This window comes from uncultured Faecalibaculum sp. (genome assembly GCF_910588395.1).
GTDB lineage: Bacteria > Bacillota_I > Bacilli_A > Erysipelotrichales > Erysipelotrichaceae > Faecalibaculum.
This window is the reverse complement of the sequence record NZ_CAJUPA010000032.1, coordinates 1-19,507: the sequence shown is the minus strand read 5'-3', so window position 1 is coordinate 19,507 and position 19,507 is coordinate 1. Positions and strand designations below refer to the sequence as shown.

The window sequence follows — 19,507 nt, the reverse complement described above, 5'->3', positions numbered from 1 at the left end:
CAGAATTCCGGCTGACAGACGAGACAAAACAATGTCGGCTGTCCGGATGTTCAGGCTGGCAGGCGCGGCTGTCTGCGCAAACCGGCTGCTGGTCTGCAGGAGACTGCACGGGTGTTTCTGCATGGGTGTTATAATGAGGAACATGAACACAATGTATCTGGAAGGAACGCTTTCCTGCAAAGCGATGATTGAAACCCATCCGGCCAGTGCCCGGATCCTGTATGTGGATGAAAAGAAGCGCACCCGGGATTTTTCCTGGATCATCCGCCGGGCCAGAGAGGCAGGCATTGCCGTGGTGCCCTGTGCCCGGCAGAAACTGGATGAACTGACGGATTCCCGCAGTCACGGGGGAATGGTGCTGGAGACAGAGCCTCTGCTGATCCCGGATCTGGATCAGACTGCTGTCCCGGCGGGATTTGTCTGTTTTGTGGAAGGGGTGGAAGATCCGCACAATCTGGGCAGTGTCTGCCGGACACTGTATGCCGCGGGCTGCGGGCTGCTGATTCTGCCCCGCCGCAGCTGGGATGCAGTCCAGCCGGTGATCATGCGGGCCAGTGCCGGCTGTTTTGCCAGACTGCCCCTGGCGGCAGTGGATCGCCCTGAGCAGCTTGTGCAGGTGTTGCAGCAGCTGAACCGGCCGATCCTGTGCGCGGAACGGAAAGATGCCCGGCCGCTTTTCGGATATGACTGGCCGGCGTCTTTCTGTCTGTGTATCGGCGGGGCGCTGCGGGGTCTGTCCCGCTCCGTGACGGATGCCGCTGCCCAGAATCTTTTCATTCCGTACCGCTCGGATATGAAAGCCGCCCTGGATACCCCCAGTGCCGCGGCTGTCTTTGCTTTTGCCTATGCAGGAGAGATGTATGAAACTGAGAACAAATGAACAGGAACTGGTGGAAATCGCCGTGAACGGTTCGGTGGATCATCCCCGGATGCGGGGGTTCTACACCGGGTATGACGGAAAAGGCCGCCGCTGTGTGGGAACCGGCGGCATCACCTACTCCCATGCCATTGGCGACAACTGCATGCAGGTGGCCGGAGACCATGTGGAACCGGGGGTGTCCCTGAGAAATCCCGATGACAGCCGCAACCATGCTCTGGAAACCCTGGCCTGTGTCGGCAATCCGGCAAAAATCATTTCCGGCCCCATGAAGGGAGCCACCGGCTATGTTACCGGCACCCATGGCGGTGTGGAGCATACGATGGTGTGGCTGCCCGGGGATGTGCTGGAGGGAATGGAAGGCAATGAAACGTTCCTGATCCGGGCGCGGGGCCAGGGACTGAAGCTGACGGATCATCCGGATGTCTTTGTCATGAACCTGGATCCGGCACTGCTGGAAAAAATGCCGCTGCAGGAAACGGAAAACGGACTGTCCTTTCCCGTAGCCGCCGTGATTCCTGCCTACATGATGGGTGCCGGTCTGGGGGAACAGACGCTGATGGAAGGGGATTATGACATCATGACCCAGGACCGCCAGGAAGTGAAACGGCTGGGTCTGGACAAACTGCGCTTCGGCGACATCGTGGCCATTCAGGACCACTACGCCGCCTATGGTCCCCACTACAAGCAGGGGGCGGTGACCATCGGGGTGATTGTGCATTCGGATTCCTTCACCAGTGGTCATGGTCCGGGGATCACGGGTCTGGCCACAGCGCAGAAAGGACTCGGCTGGCATCTGGATCCGGATGCGAATCTGAAAACCTGGCTTTGCCGATGAACTATGTCAAAGTCTATGTGGAACATTCGGCACTGAGTCTGAATCAGCTGTTCACCTACAGCTGTGACAAACCGGTGGAACCGGGCTGCCGGGTCATTGTGCCCTTCGGTCCCAGAGAACTGACCGGGTTTGTGGCCTCTGTGACAGATCATCCGGATACAGACCGGAAGATTCTGCCGGTTGTCCGGGTGGTGGATGAAACACCGCTGCTCAATGAGGAGCTGTTCGAACTGGCCGGCTGGCTGGCGGATCAGTGCTGCGCATCGGTGATTTCCGTGCTGAAGACCATGCTCCCGCCAGCCATGCGGCCTGCCAGCGGCAAGCAGAAGGTCGTCCTGGAAGACTGGCTGTATCCGGGAACGCCGGAAACAGATGCAGCGCTCACCAGGAAGCAGGACACATTTCTGCGGTCTCTGACCCTGCCCATCCAGGCGGCAAAAGCCCGGAAGCAGTCGGTGTCCATGACCCGGTCGCTGCTGGAGAAAGGGTATCTGACTCTGCGGCAGCAGCCAAAGGACCGGGATGTGGTCCACATACCGGAACCGGACAGCCCGCCGGAGCTGCAGCCTTTCCAGAAGCAGGCCATTGACCGCATCCAGCAGTCGGATGCCGGCATGTTTCTGCTTCACGGCGTCACCGGGTCCGGAAAGACCGAGGTGTTTCTCCGGCTGGCCCAGGATGCCCTGGATCAGGGACGCCAGGTGCTGTTTCTCGTCCCGGAGATCGGCCTGACCCCGATGATGACAGAACGGGTCATGGCCCGGTTTCAGGATCAGATCGCGGTGTATCATTCCTATTTGTCCCCGCAGGAAAAGTATGCCCAGTATCAGCGGGTCCGGGAAGGGAAAGTGAAGATCGTGGTGGGAACCCGGTCCGCCTGCTTCATGCCCTTTTCGAATCTGGGACTGATTCTGATGGACGAAGAACATGACGCTTCCTACAAGCAGGATTCCATGCCCCGGTATCATACCCGGGATGTGGTGCTCCACCGGGCGGCACATCATGGCTGCAAGGCGGTTCTGGCCAGTGCCACCCCGAGTCTGGAGTCCTACGCCAGGACGCTGAAGCATGTCTATGAACTGGTGGAACTGCCGGAACGGATTCACAAACGGATGCCGGAGATTCAGCTGGTGGACATGCGAACCGAACCGGTGACAGCGGGGTTTTCCCGGAAGCTGCTGGATGCCATACAGTCCCGGCTTGAGAAACAGGAACAGACGATTCTCCTGCTGAACCGCCGGGGCTATCTGCCAGTGGTGCGCTGTGCCGACTGTCAGGATGTGCGCATCTGCCCGGACTGCGGGATCGCCCTGTCGTATCATAAGAAGGAAAACCGGCTGGTGTGTCACAGCTGCGAACGGAGCTTCCGGTACGATCCGGTGTGTCCTGCCTGCGGTTCGCCGCATGCCGCCATGGTGGGCATGGGTACGGAAAAGCTGGAGGAAACGCTGCAGCAGCTGTTCCCGCAGGCCCGCATTGTCCGCATGGATGCAGACAGCACCCGCAAAAAAGGCGCCCACAAGGCGCTGCTGGATGAATTCGGACAGGGAGCGGACATTCTGGTGGGCACCCAGATGGTGGCCAAGGGTCTGGATTTCCCGAATGTGACGCTGGTGGGGGTGCTGCAGGCAGACAATGCCCTGATCCGCACCGATTACCGGGCTGCGGAAACCGCCTATGAAATGCTGGAACAGGCCTCCGGCCGGTCGGGCCGCGGCAAACGCCCGGGAGAAGTGCTGATTCAGACCTTTGATCCGGCGCATTATGTACTGCAGGCTGTGAAGAACCACGACTACCAGGGGTTTTTCCGGCAGGAAATGCAGTACCGGCACCTGGGAAACTACCCGCCATACACCTATATGGCCATGGTGGTGTTTTCTCACGAAAAACCGGAAAAAGCCATGGACAAAGCGCAGCAGGCAGCGGCCATGTTCCGTGGGCAGCGGGTGCTGGGACCTGTCACGATTTCCATGCGCCGCCAGAAACACCGGGTGCGGCTGCTGATCAGGGACAGGGATCCCGCCCGGCTCTGCCAGGCGGTATGGCAGATGGTCCACGAGCTGGATCATGGTGCCGTGAAGCTGGATGTGACCATGCATCCGCTGCGGCTGGAAGACTGAGGTCTTCGGAAAGAAGGAAACCCAATGGAAAACAAACCCATGGATACGAGAGCCTGGATCTACGACGCACTGTGCGCCGTGATCCTCCGGGGCACGTATTCGAATCTGTATCTGAAAGATCATCTGGATGAACTGCCGGAGAACCAGCGGGCGCTGGCCACCCGGATTTTTTACGGCACCATACAGAACTGGGGCCTGTGTCAGTATGTGATCTCCAAACACACAGACCGCACGCCGGATCCGAAAATCCGCGTTCTGCTGGCCATGACGGTCTATCAGATCATTTTCCTGAAAAAAATCCCCGACTACGCGGCGGTGGATGCGGCGGTGAAACTGGCGCACAAGCGCTTTGGCAAGGCATCCGGCTATGTGAACGGCGTGCTGCGCAGCATTCTGCGGGACAAAGTCAAACTGCCGGCTGACACGCTGGAAAAACTCTCTGTGCGGTATTCCATTCCTCTGTGGCTGATCCGGCTCTGGGAAAATCATTACGGACTGGAGAAAACCGAACAGATGGCGAAGACCTCCAATGCCGTGCTGCCGGTGTATGTACGCCGCAACCCCCGGCGGATTTCCGAAGAGGAGTTCTTCGCCGATCCGCATATCGAACGGTACAGCCAGGATATGGGCCGGTTCACCGGCAGCAGTGCTGCCCGGCACCCCTTCTACCGTCAGGGAAAAATGAGTGTGCAGGATCCGGGTTCCTTTGACATCGTTCAGTTCCTGGATGTCCTGGACGGGGATTCCGTTCTGGATGTCTGCGCAGCGCCGGGAACCAAATCCTTTGCCATTGCCGAACGGGATCCAGCAGGCCGGGTGGATGCTTCGGATATCCATGAACACCGGGTGGCTCTGATTGAAACGGATGCCAGACGGCTGCATCTGAAAAATGTGCAGGCCAGCGTCCGGGATGCCCGCAGCCTGGAAGATGCCGGTCGGTATGACCGGGTACTGTGCGATGTGCCCTGTACCGGATATGGTGTGCTGGCCCGGAAACCGGACATCAAGCTGAAGCTGAAATCCGAAGATCTGGACGCGCTGCTGCCGCTGCAGGCAGAGATTCTGGAGGAAGCCAGCCGCCACATGAAGGACGACGGCAAGCTGGTCTACTCCACCTGCACCCTGGACCGGAAGGAAAACGAGAAGCAGGTGGAGAAGTTCCTGAAAGCTCATCCTGACTGGCAGCTGGAAGATCAGAAAACGGTGTTCCCGGATGAGACCCGCAATGGCTTCTACATGGCAAGACTCAGCCGGAAACCGGCGGATGAAAACAGGCAGGCAGAAGAGAACCGGACAGATCCGGCGAACTGATCCTGCCGGCAGAAACTGCCCCCTGGGGTGGCCTGATGCCAGTCATATTCCATACCACCGGCAGATGCGTGCACAATACCGCATCTGCCGGTTTTTTCGTTCCGGATTCGATCCCCGGATGCCCGGGGCCAGCCATCGGCGGCGGGGAAGGGCCGGTTGTAAGGAAGGCGGACTTCCGGAGGCTGAATCCGCCGTCTGTCTGCGGCGGGCAGATTTCAATCCGCCCTTTTGATCTGTCTTTTCACAGCTGGATCCTGACTGTTCTGCCTCCGATTGGCATTCTGCCCGGGGGATTTTTATTTTGCCCAATCACGAAATCGGCCCGGCTGCATTCTTTTTATACTGAGAGTGTCAAAGGAAAGCGCTTAACCGAACAGCAAGGAGGTGAAACCATGGAGCTGAAAGATCTGCTGAAAGAATCCTGCATCCTGATGGATGCACCGCTGAAAACCAAGGACGAAGTGTTCCGGGCTCTGTCCGGCGAACTGGAAGAGGCTGGAATCGTGGCTGACCGGGATCAGTTCAGGAAGGCGGTGGAATACCGGGAAACCCTTTCTGAGACCGGACTGGAGGACGGCATAGCCATTCCCCATGGCATCGACGCCAGTGTACGCCAGGCTGCCATTGCCTATGTGAGACTTCCGGAAGCCATTGCCTGGGAGTCCATGGACGGAGGCCCTGTCCGGCATATATTCCTGCTGGCGATTCCCGAAACCGGGGACAAGATCCACATCAGAATGCTGTCAGAACTGGCCATGCAGCTGGTCCGGAAAGAGACCAGACAGGCCCTCAATGACATCCGGACCAAAGACGAGCTGTATCAGATCCTCTGATCTGCCGGCAGGCCGTCAACTGAAATGAAACATTGCAAACAACACAGGAGTACATCATGAATATCGCTGCTATCACTGCCTGCACCATCGGTGTGGCACATACCTACATTGCCAAGGAAAAACTGATCGAAGCGGCTGAAAACCGCGGACATGCGATCCACGTGGAGACACAGGGCAACATCGGCATCGAAGATGAACTGCCGCCGGAAACCATCGCCGCTGCAGATGTCATCATCCTGGCTGCGGATATCGCCGTAGCCCGTCAGGAACGCTTCAAAGGCAAGCCCATTGTCCGCGTCAGCTCCGCTGTTGCCATCAAGCAGCCGGAGCGGCTGATCACCACCATTGAGCACAAACTCGCTCAGGGAGCCGCATCATGAAAGAAAAACTGAAAGCGCTGCTGGTGCAGCCGATCCTCACCGGCATATCCTATTTCATTCCGATCATCTGCATGGGCGGTCTGCTGCAGTCCTTCGGCACGATTCTCGGAGGAGCCGATGTGGCGGAAGCTGCGGGTACCTTCGCATTCTATCTGTACCAGGGCGGGTCCCTGACCATGAATCTGGTGGTGCCGGTTCTGGCTGCCTACATTTCCTATTCCGTCTGCGACCGGCCGGGTCTGGCTCCGGGCTTCCTGGTGGGGCTGCTGTCCATTGAATACAAAATCGGGTTCGTGGGCGGCATCGTCGGCGGTCTTGCCGTTGGCTATTTCTGCAAGCTGATCAAGGAAAAACTGCCTCTGAGCAAGGATCTGGCTTCGCTGCTCCCCATGCTGATCATTCCCACACTGGGCGGTCTTTTCGCGGTTCTGTTCATGGATTATATTCTGGGACCTGTGCTGGGTGGTCTGCAGAGTTATCTGTCCACGCTGTTTGCGCAGATGCAGTCCGGTTCCCGGGTTGTCTTCGGCATGGTGCTGGGTGCACTGATGGGTGTTGACCTGGGTGGTCCGGTGACCAAGATTGGAACCACCGTGGTCAATGGTCTGGTGGCTGACGGCATCCTGGGTCCGGAAGGGGCCAAGGTGTGCATCGGTGTAACCGCTACACTGGGTATCGGCATTTCCACCATCGTCAGCCGGCGCAAGTATACCGCTGCACAGCGGGCGACGGGCAAATCCGCCATCATTCTGGGCTGCTGCCAGATTGCAGAAGGCGGTCTGCCGATCCTGCTGGCTGATCCTCTGCGGGTGTGGCCGGCTACGATTATCGGCAATATGGTGACTGGTGCCATTGCCATGTATTTCAATGTACAGTCTCCGGTGATGATGGGCGGTCTGTTCGCGTTCCCGGTGATGAAGAATGTCTGGCCTGGCGCAGTGCTGTCTGTGGTGGCAGGAACGCTGACCACGATCGTGATCCTGGCGCTGGTGCGCAAGAATGTACCGGAATCCGAGGCATCGCCGCGCAAAGCCGAAGCGGCTGCAACCCAGGCAAAGCCGGCTCCGGCACCTGTCCTGGCTCAAACTGCGGCTCAGCCGGCTGCGGCAGCCTGTGCTGCGGGAGAGGATGACCTGGACATCAGCATTGAATTTGAATGAGCTGATCCGCCCTGCAGATCAGGAAAAAACACGACAAGACAAAACAAGACAAAACAACAGATTGAAGAGGTACACATATGAAACAGGAAATGCTGAACGAACTGCTGAAAGAGAAACTGATTTTCATCTTCAAGACCCAGCGCATCGATGACGAATCGCTGATCGAAGCGGTGCAGGCCGTGGTAAATGGCGGCGGCCGTTTCATCGAGCTGACCTATGACCAGCCCGACGGAGAAGCTTGCTGCCATGCCCTGGGGCTGCTGAAAGAGCGTTTTGGGAGAAAAATCATCCTGGGCACCGGTACAATTCTGGATGAAGAGGAAGCCCGGAAAGCCATTGACGCCGGAACGGAATACATCGTGGCTCCGAATCTCTCGAAGGAAGTCTGCGAACTTTGCAAAGAACAGGACATGATGTACATGCCCGGTGTATTTACCGGAACAGAGTGCGTGAATGCCTGGAAATGGGGCGCGGATATTCTGAAGCTGTTCCCGGGCTGCGAGATCACGCTGGATTACGCCCAGACGCTGATGGGTGTGGTGAATGTGCTTCCGTATTTTGCGGTGTGCAAAATGGATGAAGCCATGTTTGAAGACTGTCTGAACATCGGGTATGTGGGCGCCGGCATCAGCCGGGCGGTCAACAGCCGGGAGCTGATTGAAAACCGTGATTTTGCAGAAATCGAGAAACGGACCAGAAGATTTGTGGAAATAGCTGCCAGGTACAACGAGAAAGGAGGAAGAAGCTGACCACAACAGCTTCTTCTTTATGTTCGAGAAACTGAAGCAGGAAGTCTGGCAGGCCAACCAGCGTCTGCCGGAGTCCGGACTGGTGATTCTGACCTGGGGGAATGTATCGGTCATTGACCGCAAAGCCGGCGTGATCGCCATCAAACCCAGTGGCATGCCCTATGAATCCATGACGCCGGAGGACATCGTGATCTGCAATCTGGAGGGGGACGTGGTGGATGGCAGTCGCCGCCCCAGCAGCGATCTGCTGACACACCTGGAGCTGTACAAAGCCTGGCCGGATATCGGGGCGGTTGTACACACCCATTCCACCTTTGCCACCATGCAGGCCCAGACCGGGGAGGATCTGGAACCCCTGGGCACCACCCATGCCGATACCTTCCATGGAGCTGTTCCCTGCAGCCGGGAACTCACCGGTGAGGAAATCCGCCGGGCATATGAACGGGAAACCGGTCACGTCATTGTGCAGACCTTCCAGGAGCGGGATCTGGATCCGATGGCAGTGCCGGGAATTCTGGTCAGCCGTCATGGTCCCTTCACCTGGGGAGCGGATGCCGCCCATGCGGTGGAGAATGCGGTCATTCTGGAGCAGTGTGCCCGGATGGCCATCATGGACAGGCTGCTGCGTCCGGATCTTGTTCCGGTGAGCCAGGCGCTGCTGGATGAACATTATTACAGAAAGCACGGAGTACACGCCACCTACGGACAGGGATGAGGGCCGGTGACGGCTGCGGATCGATACAGGATGCAGTGAGCATCAGGTAGTACAGGAGGTTTTATGCGCACAAGAGAAGAATGCGATGCAGCGCAGGTGCTGGAAATCCTGCTTCCGGGGAATCCGGTCACCGTCTCTGCCCTGGCGGCGCAGCTGGGTCTGACAGACAAGCAGGTCAGAACCAGACTCCGACAGGCCGGCGATCTGCTGGAGGTCAATGGCTGGGGAGAAATCGCCAGCAAGCCCCGTGTCGGCAGCTGGCTGGAATCCGATGAACCCCATCTGGCTGATATCCGTTCCTTTGTGCGGGAATTCGGCAGTCAAACCGTCATTCCTCTGAGTCAGCGGGAAAGCCACGTGCTGTTCCGGCTGTTCTCCCTGAAAAAGCGGGAAGGGCTGTCACCAGGCAGACTGGCGGAAGAGCTTTACGTCTCCCAGCCCACTCTGACTCGGCTGATGAACAGCGTGGGGCAGCAGCTGGAGACCTGGAACATCTCGCTGCTCAATGACCGCCGCGCCGGCTACATCCTCCAGTATGAAGAAAATGACTACCGGAAAGCCGTATCGCAGTTTTTTCTGGGGACAGTGCAGGATCAGGAGCGGGAACGGCTGCTGGGGCAGTTTTTCCAGGGACTGGATCTGGCCTGGCTGCGCCGTATTATTGTCCGGCAGGAACATGAATGGCATCTGCATTTCTCCGATCAGGTGTTTCTGGAAGTGCTGCTGGTGCTGGCCCTGGCCATCCAGAGACAGGATCATCCGGTTACTGTCCGCACGGAAGACGCCCGGATGCTGGAACGCTACAATGACTATCTCTTTGCCAAAGCCATCTGTCAGGAGGCGGGACAGATGTTCGGTGTGGTTTTCAGCGAAGAGGAGATCTGTTTTCTGACCATGCGGATCATGTGTGCCGGGTTTGTCCGGATCAGTCAGCCCGATCAGATCCAGGAAACCTGGGACGTGATCCGGGAGTACGATTCCAACCTGCTGGCTTTTGTGGACGAAGTGCTGTCTTCCATGGCGGCAATTCTGGACTGCGCACTGGATACCGATCAGAATCTGCGCAACAGCCTGATTCTGCATCTGCGTTCCACAGTCTTCCGCCTCCGGCACGGCCAGCGGCGCAGCAACGAGCTCCTGCAGTACATCAAGACTGAATACAGCCGGGTCTATACAGCCAACTGGATCATCAGCATGCTGTTCGAAAAATACTTCGATCTGCAGATCACCGATGATGAACTGGGTTATATCGTGCTGCTGATTCAGTCGGCACTGGAACGCCGGAATACAGAATACAATGCGGTGATCCTGGCGGATTTTGCCCGAAGCTTCGGAGAACTGGTGAGTCAGCGGATCATCCGGTACATTCCGGAAATCCGCCGCATTGACATTCTCAGCCGCTATGAAACCGACAATCCCCACTACCGGGAAGCGGATCTGATCATTACCCGCACCTCCTGCAATGATCCCCGGGAGGTCATCATTGACAACCTGCTCAGCGAACAGGGCGTGGCGGAACTGAAAGCACAGATCCGCCGGAAGGAAAAATCGGCAGCCAGCCAGTCACCGGCTTTTTCCGTGGAGTGCGCCTCTCTGTTTTCCCCGGATCTGATTTTTCTGCAGCAGAAATTTTCCGACAAGGAAACGCTGCTGAAGTTTGCCACCACCTGGCTGGAGGAAAAGGGGTACTGTTCTTCCGGACTGTATCAGTCGGCGCTGAACCGGGAAAAACTGACTTCCACTTCCATTGGCGGTTCCGTGGCCTTTCCGCATGGTGACCCGGAGTTCGTGAACGAATCCCATGTGGCGCTGATGACACTGGCAGAGCCGATGCTGTGGGATGGGGAAGAGAAGGTGGATGTTGTCTTCTTTGCGGCTTTCAACATGAACTCCCGGGAAGAACGGCACCGGATCGAAACCTTCTACAAGGAGCTGATCCCCTGCATGGCCGATGGCCGGTTTATGAAACTGCTCAGAAGCAGCCGGGACAGCATTTCCCTGTACAAGGAGCTGTTCCGCTGAGGCTGTGGCAGCGCTTCCGGCCGGATTTGCAGATTCATCAGATCATGGCAGCAGCACCCGACTGAGACCGGCTGCTGCTTTTTTTACTGCGGCAGTAAAGCAGGATCCGGCGACTGCTGTACCGTAAGTGGCTAAGCCAGCGGATCCGTCATACATAAACCGGATAGAAGGGGGATCGGCAGTTGTTGACTGATTATCATATTGTTACAATACCGGTACAGTCTCTCTGACAGTCCGCGCAGAGTCAGCGAAACACAGAATCGGTGCACAGGAAGGCAGACCCGGCAGCTGTTCTGCAATCTCTGCCTCTGTACCGGATTCCTGCGGTATAATGAACAGGTTGAAAAAGGCGCCGGAACAGCTGGTTCCTGGACCGGGAGGTATGTCATGAACAGCATTTACAATCTTGACTATGAACAGATGGAGCAGGCAGCCCTGGACCATGGCTGGAAGAAATTCCGGGGACAGCAGATTTTTCAGTGGCTGTACCGGGACCGTGTGAAAAGTTTTGACGATATGACAAACCTGTCCAAAGAGACCAGGGAAGTCCTGAAGGAAAACTATGATTTTTCTCCGCTGGAACTGGTCCGGAAACAGGAATCGAAGGATGGTACGGTCAAGTTTCTCTTCCGCACCAGAGACGGCGCATTGCTGGAAAGTGTGCTGATGCGGTTTGACTATGGCAATTCTGTCTGTGTCAGCAGCCAGGTGGGCTGCAACATGGGCTGCGCTTTCTGCGCTTCGGGACTGACAAAGAAGAAGCGGGACCTGACCAGCGGAGAAATGGTGGCCCAGGTCATGGCCGTCCAGGAGTATCTGGGCAGCGAGGAACGGGTGTCTCACATCGTGGTGATGGGAACCGGCGAACCCTTCGACAATTTTGACAACGTGCTCCGGTTCATCCGGACGGTGAACCATGACCGGGGGCTGGCCATCGGTGCACGGCACATCACCATTTCCACCTGCGGCATCGTGCCGAAAATCTATGAATTCGCCAACATGCATCCCCAGTACAATCTGGCCATTTCCCTGCATGCACCCAACGATGAACTGCGTTCCAAACTGATGCCTGTGAACCGGGCCTATCCGCTGTCGGAACTGAAAAAAGCCCTGGAGTATTACTGCAAAGAGAACAACCGGAAGCTCACCTTCGAGTACATTCTACTCAAGGGCGTGAATGACAAACCGGAACACGCCCGGCAGCTGGCGCAGTTTCTGAAGGGCATGACAGCCTACGTCAATCTCATTCCCTACAATTCTGTGGATGAACACGGGTTCCGGAGCGTGAACCGGGAAGAAGCCATGAAATTCTATGACCTTCTGATGAAAGAAGGTGTGCGCTGCACGATCCGGAAGGAACACGGTGGCGACATCGATGCTGCCTGCGGGCAGCTGCGGATCAAGGAAGTGAGGAAAGGAACAGGTCAATGATCATCTCAGGCCGTACCGACCCGGGGAAAGTGCGCCCCGTCAACGAAGACAGTTACCTGACCATGACCAACCGGCACAACGACACACTGGCTGTGGTCTGTGACGGAATCGGCGGCAGCGCCGCCGGAGAAGAAGCCAGCCGGATTGCTGTGCGGACCCTGGGGGATGCATTCCGCAAGGGTCCGGAATTCAGCCACGATTACGAAGTGGACAGCTGGCTGCGGGAAGTCCTGCACAAAGCCAATGACCAGATTTACAACCGGTCCATGAAAAGCAAAAAGGTGCGGGGAATGGGCACCACAGCGGTGGGCGTTCTCATCTGCCGGCTGGGGACCTATATTTTCAATGTGGGGGACTCCCGCCTCTATGCCTTTTATGATGACGGACTGACACAGATGACAGAAGACCACAGCGTCATCGCCCAGCTGGTGCGGGAAAACCGGATCACTCCGGAAGAAGCCAGAACCCACAGCCAGAGAAACACCCTGACAAATGCCCTTGGGGTATGGCGGGTGTTCCGGATCGATGTGGACAAAATAGAATCCACCTGGAAACAGCTGCTGGTATGCAGCGATGGTCTGCACGGCTATGTCCCCCAGGAAGAAATCGAAAAGGTGATTCAGGATCCGATTTTCACCCCGGATCAGAAATCCCGGATTCTGGTGGAACGGGCCAATGAAGCCGGCGGCCTGGACAATGTCACGGTGATCCTGCTGGAGCAGGAGCCTGTCTTTGAACATCGGCTGGAGAAAGAAACCCGCAGGGAGAAAGATTTTCCGTGCTGATCAAAGAAGTAGCGAACCGCTACACCATCATTGCGCTGATCGGGCAGGGCGGCATGGCGGATGTGTACAAAGCCTTCGACACCATCCTCAACCGCATTGTGGCGGTGAAGGTCCTGCGCTCGAAGCTCTCCGATGACCCCATGACACTGGTGCGCTTTCAGCGGGAAGCCTATGCCGCCAGCAAGCTCTCCCATCCAAACATCATTGATATCTACGATGTGGGAGAGGCTGACGGTCTTCATTACATTGTGATGGAATTCGTCCGCGGCAGAACTCTCAAGCAGCTGGTGGCCCAGCGGGGAGCTCTGGATGTGCCGGAAGCTGTCGCCATTATGAAGCAGCTGACCAGTGCCGTGAGTCATGCTCATGAACACCACATCATTCACCGGGACATCAAGCCCCAGAATGTGCTGATCAAGGATGATGGGACGGTCAAAATCACCGATTTCGGCATTGCGGTGGCCAATGATTCAGTGCAGCTGACCTGGAACAACGCCGTCATGGGAAGTGCCCACTATCTGGCACCGGAACAGGCTCAGGGCAAGGAACCGGATCCGAAAATCGACATCTATTCTCTGGGTATCGTGTTCTATGAACTGCTGACCGGAGATGTTCCTTTCAAAGGAGCTTCTCCCACGGAGATTGCGGTACAGCACCTGCGCAGCGAACTGCCGTCCTGCCGGAAATTCAATCCGGACATCCCGCAGGCCGTGGAGAACATTGTGATCCGGGCAGCCGCCAAAGACCCGGCGGAACGGTATGCCACAGCCCGTGACATGGTGCAGGATCTGAATACCTGTCTGTCACCCGCAAGGGCCCAGGAAGCCCCTTTACATCTGAAGACCGTCACGCTGGACCTGAAGGGAAGAAATGAACCCAGGCCAAAGCCAGCCGGGACGAAGAAAAAAGCCCTGTCCAGGGCCAAGGGCATCGGTATGGGCATTCTGGCCGGTGTGGTGCTTTTCCTGCTGGTTCTTTTTGCAGGTTCTGCCACCGGTCTGCTGCGGATTCCGGGCTTTCTGGGTTATCAGACCATGCCCAGCACCTTGGGACAGACCCAGGATGAAGCCCTTGCCACCCTGGCCGATGCCAGCTTCGATCCGGACAGGGTGACATTTGAATACAAAGTGGACGACTCGCTGGAGAAGGGACGTGTCATTTCCCAGTCGGTGAATGCGGGCCGGGTGGTGGCACAGGATTCACCGCTGGTTCTGACACTGTCCAAGGGACCCAGTTTTCTGATTCCTGACTACACCGGCGGTACGCTGGAGGATGTTCGGGAGGACCTGGAAGCTCATGGCGTGAATGTGGTTCTGGATGTGGTCTACCGGGGAGAACCGAATACAAATCCGGGTATCGTTCTGGAACAGAATGAGCTGATCCCGGGCAGCCGGGTGGATCCGGAGGAGCAGAATCACATGACGCTGGTGATCAGCGAATATCCGTCCATCACCATTTCGCCGGAGCTGATCGGCATGGATGTGGACGCGGCCAAGCGGCTGCTGAACGATCAGGGAGCGGCAGTGATCACCCGGCAGCAGTATGGTCAGGGGACTACAGTGGTGCGGGTGGATCCGCCGGTGGGATCGGTCTATACACAGGAGGGTACAGACAGTGTCATCACGCTGTATTACTGAGACAGGAAGACCGGCCCCTGTTTCACTGTTCTGCATACCGGATCAGGAAGCACAAACAGACAGGAAGGACAATACATGGAGCAGGATGGAACTGTCATAAAAATCATTTCCAGTCAGTATACCGTACAGACTGCCCTGGGACAGATCACAGCTGTCCCCGCGGGAAAACTCCGCCGGGACCGGAAGCCGGTGGTGGGGGACCACGTCCGGGTCAGCCAGGTCCAGGATTCCTGGCGGATTGAAGAAATCGCGCCCAGAACCAATGAACTGCTGCGGCCAAGAACCGCCAATGTGGATCAGGCTCTGGTGGTCACCTCCTGCAAGGATCCGGATTTTTCCCCCCGGCTGCTGGACCGGCTTCTGTTTCTGGTGGAACTGGCAAATGTACGTCCGGTCATTCTGCTGACCAAGACCGATCTGGTTCCTTCCAAAGAACTGGCATCCATCCGCAGCCTCCTGGAGGAATACCGGCGCAGCGGGTATCAGGTTCTGGAAAGCTGCCCGGGTTCCGGAGATGAAGAACTGGCCTCCATTCTCAAGGGAAGGACCTCGGTGCTCTGCGGTCAGTCCGGAGCAGGGAAAAGCAGTCTGCTGAACCGGCTGGATCCGGCGTTTCAGCTTCGCACCCAGGAGATTTCCAAAGCGCTGGGCCGGGGCAAACACACCACACGGCACTGCGAACTGCATGAAGTCGCAGGCGGCCTGGTGGCGGATACGCCGGGGTTTTCCAGTCTGGACTTTACCCGGCTGGATCTTTCGGAACTCGACCGGAAAATCACCGCATTTGCTCCCTGGATCGGAGAGTGCCGGTTTTCGGACTGCCGGCATGTCAACGAACCGGACTGCGCCGTGAAGGCTGCAGTCTCTGAAGGCAAGATTCCGCAATCCCTCTACGAAGACTACAAATATCTCAGACAGGAAGAAACAAACAGGAGGTAACAGAGATGCATAAACGGGCTGTGGCACCCTCGGTGCTGTCCATGGATTATTCTGATACAGGGGCTTCCCTGGATATGCTGGAAAACAGTCAGGCTGACTGGCTCCACTTTGATGTGATGGACGGACATTTCGTTCCGAATCTGACCTTCGGTCCGGATATCCTGAAAGGGATGCGGAAAAAATTCTCCGGTGTCCTGGATGTACATCTCATGACCACCGACCCCGCCAGATGGCTCGGCCCCTTCCGGAAAGCCGGTGCGGATTTGATCACTTTCCATACAGAAGCGCTGAACAACAACCCTGATGCGGTGAATGCGCTGCTGGAAGAAATCCGCAGTCAGGGTCTGCGCGCCGGATTCAGCGTGAAACCCGGGACTCCCATTGAAGGGTTTGCCTCCTGTCTGCCGCACGCAGATCTGGTTCTGGTCATGAGCGTGGAACCGGGATTTGGCGGACAGTCCTTCATGGAAGATCAGCTGGACAAAGTGCGGTGGCTGGCTGATCAGAGAAACAGCAGAGATCTGGACTACCGCATCGAGATCGATGGCGGCATCAATGAGAACACCTGGCCACAGGCTGTCCAGGCAGGCGTGGACACGCTGGTTGCCGGTTCCTGGCTGTTCTCCGGCAATCTGGAGAGCAAAACCACTGCCATGCTCCATGAATAAACCCCTGATTCTTGTCACGCCGACTGCCACCGCTCTGCCTCAATGGGAAGATGCGGATTATGCAGCAGTGGACGGCGGTCTGGAGATTCTCGGGGCCGCAGGCATAACACCTGTTTTTGCCTGCGGCGATTTCGATTCGCTGAAGCAGCCGCTCCAGCCGGACAGTCTGCCGGTAGGCTGCAGGATTCTGTCCTTTCCCGCAGAAAAGAATGAATCCGATTCTCAGCTGGCCATCGAAGAGGGGATCCGTCTGGGATATGCACCCATCATTCTGGCAGGATCCCTCTCGGGACGGATCGACCATACCCTGGCCAATATCCGGCTTCTGAGCTGGTCATATCCGGATCTGATCCTGCAGGACGATCACCAGCAGATGCGGCTGCTGCAGCCCGGCAGCCATACCGTGAGCAGTGACTGGAAACACATATCCCTGTTCGCGCTGGAACCTTCCTGCATCACGCTGGAGAACATGAAGTATCCTCTTTCCAGACGGAACATCACACCGGCAGATATATACACCCTGTCCAACGAAGTGGCCGAAGGACACCGGGAAGGGACCATTGTCGTCCATTCCGGAAAGGTTCTTCTGGCCGAGTCGAATCTGCCATGAATCACAGCCGTTCGTTCAACCTGGTCATCGGACTGATCCTGTGCGTTCTCGGGGCTGTGCTGGTGCTGCTGCCGGAAAACATCTATGATCTGATTCTGGACCTGGCGCTGTTTGTGTGCTTTTTCAACACGCTGTATCAGCTGTGGCAGTATATCAGCAAAAAGGATATCTCCGATCTGCTCTTCGGACTTCTCTCCCTGTCTTTCGTGGTGATCCTCTCCCGGTGGCAGTCGCTTCCGGAGTGGTTCATCCGGGTGACTTTCGGGGTATATCTGATCTGCAGCGCCATTGTCACCGGCATCCAGCTGGTGCTGGACCTGGAGGACAGCTTTCTCAGCCGGCTGACGGGACTGCTGTTTCTGACCGTGGTATATGGCTGGCTTGGCATAAGCCTGCTGTTCTCGCCGGATGTGGATACGGCGCTTCTGATGCAGCTGTTCGGCATCTATTTTGTGATCATGGGCTTCCGGTTCTTCATGGATGCCCTGCCCGGAGGCGGCAGGAACTACCGGTGGAAACGGGGCAGGAGAATCATGCTGCCGCCGGCGCTGAGCGCCATTCTGCCGGACTGGTTTCTGAAGCAGATCAACAGCAGCATGAAAAAAGGCGAACCAGTGATTCTCCGGGAACAGAAAACCAGCGCAGTACCCCAGCTGCAGGTCATGGTTCACGTGGGACCGAAAGGGTTTCAGAAAATCGGCCACATCTCCTTTGCCTACAAAGGGGTCGTCTATTCCTACGGCAACTACGATTCTGATTCTTTCCGCCTCAACGGCACGATCGGAGATGGTGTCTTTTTCAATGTGGCTGTGGAGGACTACATCCCGAATATGATGCAGGTGGAAAACAACACGATTTTCGAATACGGAATCCTGCTGGACAAAGAGCAGGAAAAAGCCGTGGAAAAGGAACTCCATGCCCTGCGGGACAACGCCTACCGCTGGTACACCAGAATCGAACGGGCAGACGGCTATGACCAGTTTTCCCGTTTCGAGATGGATTATCCCAGCCGGCTCCACTTCCGGTCCGGTGCCAAAATGTACAAGTTCAAAAGCGGAAAATTCCGTACCTACTGGGCACTTGGCGACAACTGCGCTGCCTTTACGGATGTGGCGCTGGGCGCCCTGGGTGCAGATGTTCTGAATATACGGGGCATCATTTCTCCGGGAACCTATCTGGATTTTCTGCAGACAGAGTATCTGCGCCCCAGTTCTCCGGTGATCACCCGGACCATTCATACCATGACCGGACAGGATCCGCTGCCGGATTCCATCTGATACAGTCAACAGACAAAAGAGAGGACAGATTTCATGCACATCGTTCTTCTGGAACCCCTGGATGTCTCTGAAGCACAGCTGAACGTCTATGCAGACAGACTCAGAGCCCGGGGACATACATTCGCCGCTTTCGAAAAGACGCAGAACCTGCAGCAGCTGCAGGAAGAAGTCAAAGACGCTGATGTGATCCTCACAGCGAATATGCCGCTGCCATGGGAAGCCATCCGCCATGCGGACAAGCTGAAATACATCGATGTGGCTTTTACTGGTACCGATCACATTCCGGTCCGTCAGGCCAGCGAAAAGGGCATTCAGGTTTCCAACTGCTCAGGATATGCCACGGACTCTGTGGCAGAGCTCTGCATCGGACTGATGATCGACCTGCTGCGAAGCATTCCGCAGACCTCCCGGTCCTGCCGGCAAGCAGGGACAAAAAACGGCTGGCCGGCCAGACTTCTGAAAGGCAAAACCGTGGGATTTGCAGGAGCGGGACACATTGCCTCCAGTACCGCCAGGCTGGCCAAAGCCTTCGGTGCCCGCACGATTGGATACCGCCGGCATCCGCAGCCGGATGATGCCTTTGATATCCAAGCAGCGGATCTGGAAGACCTGCTGACACAATCCGACATCGTCAGTCTGCACACGCCGCTAACAGAGGCCACCCGGCATATGATTTCCCGACGGGAACTGCAGATGATGAAACCGGATGCTCTGCTGATCAATACAGCCAGAGGACCGGTGGTGGATACTGAAGCCCTGGTGGAGGCTCTGGAGCAGGGAACCATTGCCGGCGCCGCTCTGGATGTCTTTGATACAGAACCGCCGCTGGATCCGGATATGCCGCTGCTGTCAGCCCCGAATCTGCTGGTGACCCCGCACATCGGGTACTATACACAGGAATCCATGGACCAGCGGGCGCAGATCCTGTTCGACAACCTGGACAAATGGCTTTCCGGAACCTGGCAGAATCAGGTGCGCCCATAAAAAACTCCTGCAGATATATATAGTAAACCCCCAGGCCGGACACAGCCTGGGGGTTTACTGCTACATTGCGGAGGGTTTTCTGATCTGGTGCCTGACTGAAATCGGGCAGCGGGTATAAAAAAGAATATCCGAATATTGTTGAGGTCGCTGAGCACCTCTAAAGTTTCTGAA

At 56.8% G+C, this 19,507-nt stretch carries 18 protein-coding genes; all 18 read left to right on the top strand.

From position 1 onward, the window contains the following. Window positions 1-142 precede the first annotated feature (142 nt). The 18 genes from QZ305_RS09150 to QZ305_RS09065 all read left to right on the top strand — a co-directional run bounded on the left by QZ305_RS09150 (window position 143) and on the right by QZ305_RS09065 (window position 19,336). Window positions 143-880, top strand: a complete 738-nt coding sequence (locus QZ305_RS09150) for an RNA methyltransferase (RefSeq protein ID WP_294731469.1) — start codon at window positions 143-145, stop codon at window positions 878-880. Next, a complete protein-coding gene (locus QZ305_RS09145) occupies window positions 867-1,715 on the top strand; it encodes a DUF4438 domain-containing protein (RefSeq protein WP_294731477.1) in 849 nt (282 codons plus the stop codon). The genes QZ305_RS09150 and QZ305_RS09145 overlap by 14 nt, the downstream gene beginning before the upstream one ends. Continuing rightward, window positions 1,712-3,835, top strand: a complete 2,124-nt coding sequence (gene priA, locus QZ305_RS09140; protein ID WP_294731476.1) for a primosomal protein N' — start codon at window positions 1,712-1,714, stop codon at window positions 3,833-3,835. Before QZ305_RS09145 ends, priA begins: the two co-directional genes overlap by 4 nt. 24 nt (window positions 3,836-3,859) lie before the next feature. After that, on the top strand, window positions 3,860-5,146 hold the full coding sequence (rsmB, locus tag QZ305_RS09135; protein ID WP_294731468.1) for a 16S rRNA (cytosine(967)-C(5))-methyltransferase RsmB: 1,287 nt from the start codon (window positions 3,860-3,862) through the stop codon (window positions 5,144-5,146). Window positions 5,147-5,538: 392 nt separating this feature from the next. After that, complete coding sequence (locus QZ305_RS09130) at window positions 5,539-5,979, top strand: PTS sugar transporter subunit IIA (protein WP_294731467.1); 441 nt, start codon at window positions 5,539-5,541, stop codon at window positions 5,977-5,979. 56 nt (window positions 5,980-6,035) lie between these two features. Next, window positions 6,036-6,359: a PTS fructose transporter subunit IIB gene (locus tag QZ305_RS09125; protein WP_294731465.1), complete on the top strand. Its 324-nt coding sequence runs from the start codon at window positions 6,036-6,038 to the stop codon at window positions 6,357-6,359. Beyond that, a complete protein-coding gene (locus QZ305_RS09120) occupies window positions 6,356-7,519 on the top strand; it encodes a PTS fructose transporter subunit IIC (protein ID WP_294731463.1) in 1,164 nt (387 codons plus the stop codon). Before QZ305_RS09125 ends, QZ305_RS09120 begins: the two co-directional genes overlap by 4 nt. 77 nt (window positions 7,520-7,596) lie before the next feature. Further along, window positions 7,597-8,268, top strand: coding sequence for a bifunctional 4-hydroxy-2-oxoglutarate aldolase/2-dehydro-3-deoxy-phosphogluconate aldolase (locus QZ305_RS09115; RefSeq protein ID WP_294731461.1), 672 nt, complete (start codon window positions 7,597-7,599; stop codon window positions 8,266-8,268). A gap of 19 nt (window positions 8,269-8,287) precedes the next feature. Continuing rightward, window positions 8,288-8,983 (top strand): L-ribulose-5-phosphate 4-epimerase AraD, encoded by a 696-nt coding sequence (gene araD, locus QZ305_RS09110; protein ID WP_294731460.1) that lies wholly within the window; start codon window positions 8,288-8,290, stop codon window positions 8,981-8,983. A 63-nt stretch (window positions 8,984-9,046) separates the two neighbouring features. After that, window positions 9,047-11,005 (top strand): transcription antiterminator, encoded by a 1,959-nt coding sequence (locus tag QZ305_RS09105; protein ID WP_294731459.1) that lies wholly within the window; start codon window positions 9,047-9,049, stop codon window positions 11,003-11,005. Between the two features lie 387 nt (window positions 11,006-11,392). Beyond that, window positions 11,393-12,436, top strand: a complete 1,044-nt coding sequence (rlmN, locus tag QZ305_RS09100) for a 23S rRNA (adenine(2503)-C(2))-methyltransferase RlmN (protein ID WP_294731457.1) — start codon at window positions 11,393-11,395, stop codon at window positions 12,434-12,436. Further along, window positions 12,433-13,221 carry a Stp1/IreP family PP2C-type Ser/Thr phosphatase gene (locus QZ305_RS09095; protein ID WP_294731456.1) on the top strand — a complete coding sequence of 263 codons (789 nt, stop codon included), beginning with the start codon at window positions 12,433-12,435 and terminating at the stop codon, window positions 13,219-13,221. The genes rlmN and QZ305_RS09095 overlap by 4 nt, the downstream gene beginning before the upstream one ends. After that, window positions 13,215-14,858, top strand: coding sequence for a Stk1 family PASTA domain-containing Ser/Thr kinase (gene pknB, locus QZ305_RS09090; RefSeq protein ID WP_294731454.1), 1,644 nt, complete (start codon window positions 13,215-13,217; stop codon window positions 14,856-14,858). The genes QZ305_RS09095 and pknB overlap by 7 nt, the downstream gene beginning before the upstream one ends. A 75-nt stretch (window positions 14,859-14,933) precedes the next feature. Then, window positions 14,934-15,797: a ribosome small subunit-dependent GTPase A gene (gene rsgA, locus QZ305_RS09085; RefSeq protein ID WP_294731452.1), complete on the top strand. Its 864-nt coding sequence runs from the start codon at window positions 14,934-14,936 to the stop codon at window positions 15,795-15,797. A 5-nt stretch (window positions 15,798-15,802) separates the two neighbouring features. Further along, the gene (gene rpe, locus QZ305_RS09080) at window positions 15,803-16,465 is read left to right on the top strand and encodes a ribulose-phosphate 3-epimerase (RefSeq protein ID WP_294731450.1); all 663 of its coding nucleotides are present in this window, start codon (window positions 15,803-15,805) and stop codon (window positions 16,463-16,465) included. Then, window positions 16,458-17,075, top strand: a complete 618-nt coding sequence (locus tag QZ305_RS09075) for a thiamine diphosphokinase (protein WP_294731448.1) — start codon at window positions 16,458-16,460, stop codon at window positions 17,073-17,075. Before rpe ends, QZ305_RS09075 begins: the two co-directional genes overlap by 8 nt. Continuing rightward, on the top strand, window positions 17,072-18,352 hold the full coding sequence (locus QZ305_RS09070; RefSeq protein ID WP_294731446.1) for a hypothetical protein: 1,281 nt from the start codon (window positions 17,072-17,074) through the stop codon (window positions 18,350-18,352). The genes QZ305_RS09075 and QZ305_RS09070 overlap by 4 nt, the downstream gene beginning before the upstream one ends. Window positions 18,353-18,385: 33 nt before the next feature. Next, window positions 18,386-19,336 (top strand): NAD(P)-dependent oxidoreductase, encoded by a 951-nt coding sequence (locus tag QZ305_RS09065; protein WP_294731444.1) that lies wholly within the window; start codon window positions 18,386-18,388, stop codon window positions 19,334-19,336. The last annotated feature ends 171 nt before the right edge of the window (window positions 19,337-19,507 follow it).

Coding starts and splice junctions, on each gene's coding strand:
- QZ305_RS09065 (WP_294731444.1), top strand. CDS start 18,386: ATGCACATCGTTCTTCTGGAACCCCTGGATGTCTCTGAAGCACAGCTG.
- QZ305_RS09150 (WP_294731469.1), top strand. CDS start 143: ATGAACACAATGTATCTGGAAGGAACGCTTTCCTGCAAAGCGATGATT.
- QZ305_RS09125 (WP_294731465.1), top strand. CDS start 6,036: ATGAATATCGCTGCTATCACTGCCTGCACCATCGGTGTGGCACATACC.
- QZ305_RS09120 (WP_294731463.1), top strand. CDS start 6,356: ATGAAAGAAAAACTGAAAGCGCTGCTGGTGCAGCCGATCCTCACCGGC.
- rlmN (WP_294731457.1), top strand. CDS start 11,393: ATGAACAGCATTTACAATCTTGACTATGAACAGATGGAGCAGGCAGCC.
- QZ305_RS09075 (WP_294731448.1), top strand. CDS start 16,458: ATGAATAAACCCCTGATTCTTGTCACGCCGACTGCCACCGCTCTGCCT.
- rpe (WP_294731450.1), top strand. CDS start 15,803: ATGCATAAACGGGCTGTGGCACCCTCGGTGCTGTCCATGGATTATTCT.
- priA (WP_294731476.1), top strand. CDS start 1,712: ATGAACTATGTCAAAGTCTATGTGGAACATTCGGCACTGAGTCTGAAT.
- rsmB (WP_294731468.1), top strand. CDS start 3,860: ATGGAAAACAAACCCATGGATACGAGAGCCTGGATCTACGACGCACTG.
- araD (WP_294731460.1), top strand. CDS start 8,288: ATGTTCGAGAAACTGAAGCAGGAAGTCTGGCAGGCCAACCAGCGTCTG.
- QZ305_RS09095 (WP_294731456.1), top strand. CDS start 12,433: ATGATCATCTCAGGCCGTACCGACCCGGGGAAAGTGCGCCCCGTCAAC.
- QZ305_RS09070 (WP_294731446.1), top strand. CDS start 17,072: ATGAATCACAGCCGTTCGTTCAACCTGGTCATCGGACTGATCCTGTGC.
- QZ305_RS09115 (WP_294731461.1), top strand. CDS start 7,597: ATGAAACAGGAAATGCTGAACGAACTGCTGAAAGAGAAACTGATTTTC.
- rsgA (WP_294731452.1), top strand. CDS start 14,934: ATGGAGCAGGATGGAACTGTCATAAAAATCATTTCCAGTCAGTATACC.
- QZ305_RS09105 (WP_294731459.1), top strand. CDS start 9,047: ATGCGCACAAGAGAAGAATGCGATGCAGCGCAGGTGCTGGAAATCCTG.
- QZ305_RS09130 (WP_294731467.1), top strand. CDS start 5,539: ATGGAGCTGAAAGATCTGCTGAAAGAATCCTGCATCCTGATGGATGCA.